Source organism: Dokdonella sp. (genome assembly GCF_035703485.1).
Classification (GTDB): Bacteria; Pseudomonadota; Gammaproteobacteria; order Xanthomonadales; family Rhodanobacteraceae; genus Dokdonella.
The window spans coordinates 1-8,538 of sequence record NZ_DASSYD010000064.1 but is presented as its reverse complement, the minus strand read 5'-3'; the positions used below and the strand labels follow the sequence as shown (position 1 = coordinate 8,538).

At 59.1% G+C, this 8,538-nt stretch carries 8 protein-coding genes; 3 read left to right on the top strand and 5 right to left on the bottom strand.

What is annotated here, in order from left to right:
• Together VFN25_RS04865 and VFN25_RS04860 are read right to left on the bottom strand one after the other, a co-directional pair.
• On the bottom strand, positions 1–1,387 hold a 1,387-nt coding region (locus VFN25_RS04865), incomplete at its 3' end, for a hypothetical protein (RefSeq protein ID WP_325139406.1).
• Between the two features lie 105 nt (positions 1,388–1,492).
• Positions 1,493–2,152, bottom strand: a complete 660-nt coding sequence (locus VFN25_RS04860; protein ID WP_325139404.1) for a nitroreductase family protein — start codon at positions 2,150–2,152, stop codon at positions 1,493–1,495.
• Between the two features lie 119 nt (positions 2,153–2,271).
• Here VFN25_RS04860 and VFN25_RS04855 point away from each other — a divergent pair, with 119 nt between their 5' ends.
• The 3 genes from VFN25_RS04855 to VFN25_RS04845 all read left to right on the top strand — a co-directional run bounded on the left by VFN25_RS04855 (position 2,272) and on the right by VFN25_RS04845 (position 5,114).
• Positions 2,272–2,835, top strand: coding sequence for a gamma-glutamylcyclotransferase (locus VFN25_RS04855; protein ID WP_325139402.1), 564 nt, complete (start codon positions 2,272–2,274; stop codon positions 2,833–2,835).
• A 78-nt stretch (positions 2,836–2,913) separates the two neighbouring features.
• Positions 2,914–4,197, top strand: a complete 1,284-nt coding sequence (locus VFN25_RS04850; protein WP_325139400.1) for a DUF2254 domain-containing protein — start codon at positions 2,914–2,916, stop codon at positions 4,195–4,197.
• Complete coding sequence (locus VFN25_RS04845; protein ID WP_325139398.1) at positions 4,197–5,114, top strand: alpha/beta hydrolase; 918 nt, start codon at positions 4,197–4,199, stop codon at positions 5,112–5,114. The genes VFN25_RS04850 and VFN25_RS04845 overlap by 1 nt, the downstream gene beginning before the upstream one ends.
• Before the next feature lie 221 nt (positions 5,115–5,335).
• Here VFN25_RS04845 and VFN25_RS04840 read toward each other — a convergent pair whose 3' ends face one another.
• From VFN25_RS04840 to VFN25_RS04830, 3 genes are all read right to left on the bottom strand, one after another.
• Entirely contained in the window at positions 5,336–6,190 is an 855-nt protein-coding gene (locus tag VFN25_RS04840; protein ID WP_325139396.1) for a transglutaminase family protein, read from the bottom strand.
• Complete coding sequence (locus VFN25_RS04835) at positions 6,190–7,134, bottom strand: alpha-E domain-containing protein (protein ID WP_325139394.1); 945 nt, start codon at positions 7,132–7,134, stop codon at positions 6,190–6,192. The genes VFN25_RS04840 and VFN25_RS04835 overlap by 1 nt, the downstream gene beginning before the upstream one ends.
• On the bottom strand, positions 7,134–8,538 hold a 1,405-nt coding region (locus VFN25_RS04830), incomplete at its 5' end, for a circularly permuted type 2 ATP-grasp protein (RefSeq protein WP_414648858.1). The genes VFN25_RS04830 and VFN25_RS04835, both read right to left, overlap by 1 nt.

Sequence of the window (8,538 nt, the reverse complement as noted above, 5' to 3'; positions counted from 1 at the left end):
CTGTGATCGTCCAGGTGCTCCAGCGATACAGGTACTCGCGGACGATGACGGTCGTCGATGATTGTTTGCGATTGCGTACGCTGATCTCGAAGCTTTCATCGATCTTCTTGCCCGCACTGTCCATCGTGAAGCCGGTCTGGCGGCGCTCACCGACGACATCAAACGAGTTGCCAAGCTTGATGCGCACCGCCTCATTGCGTGGCGTGTGCTTGATCACGTCCTCGCCGATGAATTCGAGTGTGCCATCGGCGGATGCCTGGTTGACGCGCATGCGTCCGGCAGGAAGCGGCACGCCGAGCTGATTGGCTTTCTTATTGTCAAATTCGAGATAGGCACCCACGGTGCCTTCCGCTGTGGCGCCATAACCCTGGTCGGCGATCGGTTGCGACCAGTAACCGCGCGCTTGAGGCGAAGCGGTAAATACCAATTGCTTCTTGCAGGCAACGTCGACCGCCGTTGGAAACAGTTCAAGCTGCTTGGTCGAATTGTCCGGAAGGTCGCTGCGCCGGCCGAGTGTGTAGAGGTGATATTCAAACAACGAGGATTCCGAGAAACCCTGATCAGCCTCTTCGGCAACCGCGGCTCCTCGTGATTTCATCATCATGACCCGATTCGGCGCAGCGGCGGGGGCGCGGTTGACTTCACCGGCAACCAGCTTGAGCTGCGCCGCCGGGTAGCTGGCACCGCTCTGGTTGACGATGGTTACCCACGAGGACAGATCCATCGCGCATTGGTCGCCCGATTCACGCAAGGTGATGTTGTAGTCACTCCACCAGGTCATGCCCTGGGTCTGGTAAGACACGCGTGTGTCATGCGTGCCCGCCTTGCTGGCATTGACCAGCCAGACCAGGGTCGGCTTGGTAATCAGGCCTCCCGGAAGGCTCGGAAACGAGACATTGCTGAAGTTCGAGAGACTCAACACTTCGCCGCTGTCGCGTTGCAGGATCACTGAACCGCTCTGGGCCGAGAGCAAGGTTCCGCTGATCCGCTCGACTTCGTTGCCACGCATCTGATCGACCGCAATTTTTTCGCCGATATAGCGCTCAAGCAGTTTCTCGCTGTTGACCAGATCGTACTGGTAGTTCTGCTCGATCACGCGCGTGCCAGCCGGATCGGTCAACGATTCGAAAGCGACCGTGGTCGGGTCGATGCGTTTGGCCACGTCGGTAAAGCGCAGCACGCCGTTGCCGGCGGCGAGTTTCATCTTGCGGCCATCGCGGATCAACGCGTAGCCCGGCAAGTTGCCGCCATAGTTGGCCAGCCGATCCGTGCTGATCTGGCCCGGCTGGGCCGAGCTGTAGATGGTCAGTGAATAGTCGGGCGATTCGGCCATTACCGGTGCGGAACTCAAAACCGTGACCATCGCGAACAAAGCGGGAATGCGCATCGATCAATCCTCATCCTGGATAACGAAGTATTCAACGCAGCATACGAGTTGCTGGGGTTCCACAGCATGAACATGGCTCCTGTGCCGTCTTGAGGCAACATTGATTCAAACGAAACTCGCGATCTGATCGAGCCCTTTGCGCGAAATGTCCGGCACTCGACAATCGTCCGCAGGATGCCCGACCACGAGCAACAAATACGGAACTTCATTCTTCGGACGGCCGAGAATATCGTTGAGAAATGCCATCGGGCTTGGCGTATGGGTCAAGCTTGCCAGGCCCGCCTGATGCAATGCGGTGATCAGCATGCCCGCTGCGATTCCAGCCGATTCATGCGGATAGTAGCGTTTGGCCTTGCGCCCATCGATCAGCGGCCCGGTGCGCTCATAGAACACCGCGATCAGCCACGGCGCATCCTCCAGAAACGGTTTGCTTGCATCGGTACCCAGTGCCGACAAAGCCTGCAGCCATTCGTCCGGAGCCCGCCGATCATAGAAATCGCGTTCCTCCGCCTCCGCCGCGATCCGGATCTGCTGCTTGATGGCCGGATCCGAAATCGCGACAAAATGCCAGGGTTGCTGATTGGCTCCGCTCGGCGCGGAACCTGCTGCGAGCAAACAGGCTTCGATGATTTCGCGTGGAACCGGCTGCGGATCGTAGTCACGCACGGTTCTGCGCTGAGCGAGTTGAGACGCGAACAATCGGCAGCGCTCGATCATTTCGGCATCATCCAAGCGCTCGCGGGGTGGAAGTGGAATCGATTTCATGAGCAGTCTCGAAGTGGCCAATGAGGATACCGCGCGTTGATCGACATTCACCAACAAACTGCCCTGCCGAGTAAAATCCCCCAGGCTGTTAGCCCGGCCTCGCCAAGTAGAGCAAATGAATGTCCACGAACACGATCAAAGCCAACCGCGCCCTGCACCGTTTTGACGGCCAGTCCGAAGTCTGGTTGTTCGGCTATGGCTCATTGATCTGGAAGGCCGATTTCGAGTTCATAGAACGTCGACCAGCCCGAATCGAAGGCTGGTCGCGGCGATTCTGGCAGGGATCGCATGATCATCGCGGCACGCCAGAGGCACCCGGACGAGTTGCGACCCTGATTGCCGACCCGGGAGCCATCTGCACGGGCATGGCTTATCTGATTTCACCCGAAGTATTCGATCATCTCGACAAGCGCGAGAAGAACGGATATCTGCGCGAATTGGTCACCATCCAGTTCAGGGATGGCGACACGGCGCAAGGACTCGCTTACATCGCAGGGCCCGACAATGAGGCTTTTCTTGGCGAAACCACCGAGTCGGATATCGCCCGCCATATCGCGCGCGCGGCCGGCCCGAGCGGATTCAATCGCGACTATTTCCAGCACCTGGCCGATGCGTTGCGAGAACTTGGCGAAGTTGATCCGCACATTGCCGCAATCGAACGAGAGCTCGAGAAGATCGGTTGAGGCAATGCTGATTCGGGAATCGCCGGATCGTCCCGACTGGGGCATCATGCACAGATTATTGTTTGCTCAGGTCAACTGATGTTCTCGCGACTGCAATGGTTATTGCTGCAACTCTCGCGCCGCCTGTGGGTGCGCGCAACCGCGTTTTCGGTACTTGGCGTGGTCACCGCGCTGATCGCGTTGCTGGTCGAGCAGTACATTCCCGACGAGATTCCGGCCAAAATCGGTGCCGACGCGGTCGATAGCCTGCTGCAGATCATTGCCACGAGCATGCTGTCCGTGATGATCTTCTCGCTGAGTACGATCGTCTCGGCCTACGCTTCGGCAACCAGCAACACGACGCCACGCGCCACCCAACTGCTGATCTCCGACAGCACCGCGCAGAACGCGCTGGCAACATTTCTGGGCGCGTTTCTATTCAGCCTGGTCGGCATCATCGTTCTGCAGACCGGACTGTATGGCGACAACGGTCGCGTAATCCTCTACGCGGTAACCCTGGGCGTAATCGTGATCATCGTCTTGACCCTGTTGCGCTGGACTGATTATGTCCTTCGCCTCGGTCGAGTCGGTCCGACCTGTGATCGCGTCGAAACCGTGGCCACCAACGCCTTGCGCCGCCGTCGCGCCTCGCCCTATCTCGGTGGACAGCCACGCGAGGCCGGCGAAGCGGGATATCCCGAGGGTGCCATTTCGATTCACACCGACAGCTTCGGATACGTCGAACATATCGATATGCAGGGCTTGCAAAACGCCGCGAAAGAGGCCGAGATCGACATTTATCTGATCGCCCTGCCCGGTCATTTTGCCGGCGCAGCACAACCACTCGTCCGCGTCATGCGTCTACCAGAGGAATCCTGCCTGAACGCGATTCGCAATGCGTTCAGCATTTCCGCCGCGCGCAGTTTCGACCAGGACCCGCGCTTCGGTGTCTGTGTGCTATCCGAAATCGCGTCGCGTGCGCTTTCTCCTGCGATCAATGACCCCGGTACGGCCATCGATATTCTCAGCCGTGGTGCCCGCCTTCTCGCACTGTGGTCGTCCAATCATCCGGATGCTGTCGAAGTTGATGACCAGACCATCCGCTATCCAAATGTCCATGTTCCGCCCGTTGAGCTTGAGGAATTGTTTGACGATTTCTTCATTCCGATCGCACGCGACGGTGCCGGTCTGGTCGAGGTCGGCATTCATCTGCAAAAAATGCTGCAAACCCTGGCGTGCCTGGGCGATACCCGCTATCGCAAGGCGGCTGCGCGTCATTCTGCGCAGGCTTTGGCACGTGCCGAAGCGGTGCTGAGCCTGACTGACGATCTGGTTCGCGTCCAGCAATCAGCAGCGCGAGTGGCCAAGGCTGCCGAAACCTGATGTCGCCAAGCAGCACAAGCATGTGGCAGGAGCGCGGTCAGTTCTTCGAGCACGCCAGACACAGGATTTTCTGGATTGAAGGCGGCCTGCAAAACGCGCCCGTGCTTGTGCTGATCCACGGCTTTCCAACCTCGTCCTGGGATTGGCAAGCGGTCTGGCCCGAGCTGGGCAAACACTATCGACTGATCGCCCTCGATATGCTCGGCTTCGGTTTTTCCGACAAGCCGCGGGGTCACTCCTATACGATTTCGGAACAGGCCGACATCCATGAAGCGCTGCTGCAATCACTCGGTATTGCCGACTACCATCTGCTCGCCCATGACTACGGTGACACCGTCGCCCAGGAATTGATCGCCCGTGACCTTGAATCGACACGATTTTCAAATCTGCGCAGCGTCTGCCTGCTCAACGGCGGTCTGTTCCCGGAAACCCATCGGCTGCTGACCATTCAGAAACTGCTGTTGTCCCCGCTTGGACCGTGGGTTGCGCGGATGACCCGCCGCAAGCGTCTTGAACGCAGCATGCAGCGCATTTTCGGCGCGCAAACCCAGCCTGACGAGACGGTGCTCGAAGGTTTCTGGAATCTGATCAACTGCAACGATGGTGCGCCGGCGCTGGCCGGCTTGATTGCCTATATCCCGGAGCGCATCCGTCACCGGCAACGCTGGGTCGGTGCCCTGCAGGGCACACCGAGGCCACTTTTGCTGATCAACGGCATGTCCGACCCGATCTCGGGCGCGCACATGGTCCAGCGCTATCGTGAGTTGATCCAGCCTGCGCGGATTGTCGAGCTCGATGGCATCGGCCATTACCCCCAGATCGAAGCGGCGCAACAGGTTGTGGATGCCTATCTGAAATTCGCCGCCGCCGTGGGTGAATCCAGCGATTTGTCAGGGCAAGCCGAGGCCGGGCGCTGACATCTGGCAATGAACGCCTTGCCGTGTTTCCTGAAAGCCATTGGAGCCCATCTGCTCGGCTGCCCTCATCCGGCTGGCTGCGGCTTCAAAAGATGTGGATAAGGAAGTCTTAAAACATTCCCAATCAATCACTTACGTTCAATAATTACAGTACTTTATCATGTAAGTGCGCGGCGCTGACTTGCAGACCAAAGTCAGCACAACCCTGCCAGTCAGTCCACCTACTGTTGCGTGCCGTCTTCTCGTGCGCGTGGCGACTTCAAGTCGGCAACGGCTGCGGATTCGTTGATGCTCACATTGACTTCGAGGGATTCCGATCTGCCACCCTGGTGGACGCCGCGCACCGGTGCAGCATCGTGGTAATCGCGACCGCAGGCAATCCGCACGTAATACTCGTTCGGGCAAATCCGGTTGGCCGCGTCAAAACCAATCCAGCCGATATCGGCGACAAAGACTTCCGCCCAGGCATGGCTGGCCGCCTCGCCGCCTTCGACACCGGCACAAAGATAGCCGCTGACGTAGCGCGCCGGGTAGCCAAGTACGCGAGCCGTCGAGGTGAGCAGATGGGCGTGATCCTGACAAACGCCAGCACCATGGGCGAGTGCTTCGCTGGCGGTGGTTTGCGCATCCGTTTGTCCGGGAATGTAATCAACGCGGTCGCGGACCTGGTTGCACAATGCGTGGAGTCTGGCGATATCGTTGTCGCCTGCAGGGAGTTCTGCCGCCAGTGCGCGAATCGACTCGTCGACATGGGTCAGCGGCGTCTCGATCAGGAAAAACCGCGTCGGCAATTGTTCAACCGTTCCGCTGACAACACCTTGCCGGTCACTGGTCTCGACCTGGCCAAAAACATCGATGCGTACTTCGCTGACGGCACCATCCGCCGTATGCGTTGCCACCGGATTGGCAAACCCGTCCGTGGTGATCGATTTCAGTCGTCGGCCATCGACCTCGACGCGCCAGTCGATGACGCGCTGACCATCGACCAGAGCGGGCCAGAGACGCAAGGCCTGGGTCACGCGCAGGGCCGGCTCGGCATACCGATACTGGGTTCGATGCCGAATTGACAGGAACATCAGAACAAGTGCCCCTTGGCGATTTCGACACCGAGGCGCTCGCAACCCTCGATCAATTCGCTCAGGTACTCATGCAGGCCATGTTCGATGATCTGCTCGATCCGGCCGAAGCGCAGCGCGGCGTACTGGGAGTGGGCTATGCGCTTGCTTTCCGAACTCAGCCTGGGATCGTGAGCAACAATGGCATCGAGATTGAGACTGATCTGCTCGAAGCAGAACACCAGCGAACGTGGAAATTCGGGACGCAGGATCAGCAGCTCGGCAACGAGCGCCGGCTCGACCTGGCCCTTGAACAGAACCCGATAGGCTCGCCGTGCACCGACGACGCGCAGGATCGCCAGCCATTGGTAGTAGTCCACAACACCGCCGACATCCTGCGCACTCGGCAGCCTGACGTGATATTTGACGTCGAGCAGGCGCGCGGTATTGTCGGCGCGTTCAAGAAACTGCCCGATGCGCGTGAAATGGAAGCCATCGCGACGCAACATCGTATTGGCATAGACGCCATGCACCAGGCTGGTACGCGACTTGACCCAATCCAGAAATTCGGTCAAGCGGTCTTCACTCATGTCGGGAGATGACTCGAACTCGCGCAGCTCAAGCCAGCTCGAATTCACCGCTACCCACATGTCGCTGGTCAGTGCCGTGCGCACGGCGCGTGCATTGCGCCGCGAGGTATCAATGCAGTTGCAGATCGAAGAAGGGTTCTCGCGATCAAAGGCCAGATACGAAACCACGGTTTCCGCGTTCGCGACTTCATGTTTCTGATAGAAACTCTCGTGGCATCCGGCCGCGACAATGGCCGATTCCCACTCGCTTTTGCCATCGTCATCGACTCGAACCGCGCTCATGCGACCAGCCACCTGCAACAGGCGAGCAAGATAGTCGGCGCGCTCCATGTAACGCGCCAGCCAGAACAGATTGGAAGCGGTACGGGCGAGCATCAGCGATCCAGCACCCAGGTATCCTTGGTGCCGCCTCCCTGTGATGAGTTGACCACCAGCGATCCCTCGCGCAAGGCAACCCGGGTCAGCCCACCCGGAACGATCCGGATCTCCTCGCCGCTGAGAACAAACGGTCGGAGGTCGACATGTCGGGGCGCGATACCCGATTCGACAAACGTCGGAACTGTCGACAACGCCAGCGTCGGTTGCGAGATGTAATCGTGCGGGCGTGCCTTGAGCTGGGCGACGAAGGCCTCGGTCTCCTTGCGACTGGCGTGCGGCCCGACCAGCATGCCGTAGCCACCAGATCCGTGCACTGCCTTGACCACGAGTTCATTGATGTGTGCCAGGGTATAGGCGAGCTCATCGGGCTTGCTGCAATCATGCGTCGGCACGTTCTGCAACACCGGTTCTTCGCCGAGATAGAAACGCACCATTTCGGGCACATGGATGTAGACGGCCTTGTCGTCGGCGATGCCGGCACCGATGGCGTTGGCCAGAGTCAGGTTGCCGGCCCGCGAAGCGTAATGCAGCCCAGGGGCACCGAGCATCGATTCGGGTTTGAACACCAGCGGATCGATGTAGTCGTCATCGATTCGCCGATAAATCACATCGACGCGGGTCAGTCCGTTGGTTCCACGCATGTAGCAGATTTCGTTCTTGACCAGCAGGTCGGCACCTTCGACCAGCTCGACGCCCATCTCGTCGGCGAGAAACGCGTGTTCGTAGTAGGCGCTGTTGTGCATGCCCGGTGTGAGCAGGACCACGGTCGGCTCGCCATCGCAATTCGGCGGCGCCACCGAACGCAGCGTTTGCAGCAAGGCATCTCCATAATGCGCAACTGGCGCGACGCCGGCACGACGGAACAGGTCAGGAAACAGGCGCATCATCACTTCGCGGTTTTCGACCATGTACGAGACGCCCGAAGGCGTACGGCAATTGTCCTCTAGAACGTAATACTCATCCGGCCCGGTACGCACCATGTCGATTCCGGCGATATGTGAGTACACGTTGTGCGGAAGATCCTGCCCCACCATCTCGGCACGAAACTCGGAGTTGTTGTAAACGAGGCGCTCGGGAATCCGTCCGGCCTTGATGATCTCGCCATCGTGGTAGACATCATGAATGAATGCATTGAGCGCTCGTGTGCGCTGCTCAAGTCCCTTGCGCAGGTTTTGCCACTCGGCTTGCGCCATGACCCGCGGAATCAGATCAAACGGAATCAGGCGTTCCGGGTCACCGCCTTCGGTGTAGACCGCAAAGGTGATGCCGATGCGTCGGAACAGCACTTCGGCTTCGCGACGCTTCAATGTCAGTTGTTCGGCAGGTATCGACTTGAGCCAGGCGTCGACCAATGCGTACGGAGGCCGGATCTGGTCCGGCCAGCCCATTTCATCGAAAACT

Coding starts and splice junctions, on each gene's coding strand:
- VFN25_RS04860 (WP_325139404.1), bottom strand. CDS start 2,152: ATGAAATCGATTCCACTTCCACCCCGCGAGCGCTTGGATGATGCCGAA.
- VFN25_RS04855 (WP_325139402.1), top strand. CDS start 2,272: ATGTCCACGAACACGATCAAAGCCAACCGCGCCCTGCACCGTTTTGAC.
- VFN25_RS04850 (WP_325139400.1), top strand. CDS start 2,914: ATGTTCTCGCGACTGCAATGGTTATTGCTGCAACTCTCGCGCCGCCTG.
- VFN25_RS04845 (WP_325139398.1), top strand. CDS start 4,197: ATGTCGCCAAGCAGCACAAGCATGTGGCAGGAGCGCGGTCAGTTCTTC.
- VFN25_RS04840 (WP_325139396.1), bottom strand. CDS start 6,190: ATGTTCCTGTCAATTCGGCATCGAACCCAGTATCGGTATGCCGAGCCG.
- VFN25_RS04835 (WP_325139394.1), bottom strand. CDS start 7,134: ATGCTCGCCCGTACCGCTTCCAATCTGTTCTGGCTGGCGCGTTACATG.